1 protein-coding gene is annotated in these 654 nt (G+C 49.2%); it reads right to left on the bottom strand.

Translation table 11 applies throughout. From position 1 onward, the window contains the following. Positions 1-23: 23 nt before the first annotated feature. A partial coding sequence (locus R8N49_RS27840; protein ID WP_318190538.1) for a sigma 54-interacting transcriptional regulator occupies positions 24-654 on the bottom strand: 631 nt, incomplete at its 5' end.

Here is a 654-nt window from a genome sequence, read left to right as displayed (position 1 = left end):
CTCTTTTGCTATTTGCGGTGTGTTTACTCGTCTTGATACTTTTCGAGCTTGTTGTACAGCGTTTTAACGCTGATACCCAGCTCCTGAGCCGATTCCGTTTTGTTGCCTTGATTCTCTTCAAGCGTATTGAGAATAGCGGCTTTTTCCAGCTCTTCTAACGATACGCCAGCAGGCACCATATCTTCTAATCGGGTGCCAGTTTCTAGTGGCGGCGTATCGAAAATCAGATGTTCATCTTTAATGGTATCGTCGGCGAGAATGAACGCACGCTCGATGGTGTGCTTGAGTTCTCGAACGTTGCCAGGCCAATCGTGCATGGCGATTTTTTGGATTGCCGAGTCGAGAATCGTCTTGGTTTTGGATTCGTTAGCGTTGCGGTGCGCAATAAAGTGTTTGGCTAATCCGACGATGTCTCCGCCACGTTCGCGCAATGGTGGAACGGTTAACGGAAAGTGCGATAGCCTGAAAAATAGGTCTTCACGCAGAAATTGTTCTTCGATCGCGACTTTAGGATCGCGGTTGGTCGCCGCGACGATGCGGGTATTGGCGATGTGGACGGTATTACTGCCCACTGGGCGGTATTCGCCTGTTTCTAGCACACGCAGCAGTTTCACTTGATGCTCGATCGGCATCTCCGTAATTTCATCCAAAAAC

It is taken from the genome of Vibrio sp. 1978 (assembly GCF_033344345.1).
This window is presented reverse-complemented; position numbering and strand designations above follow the sequence as displayed.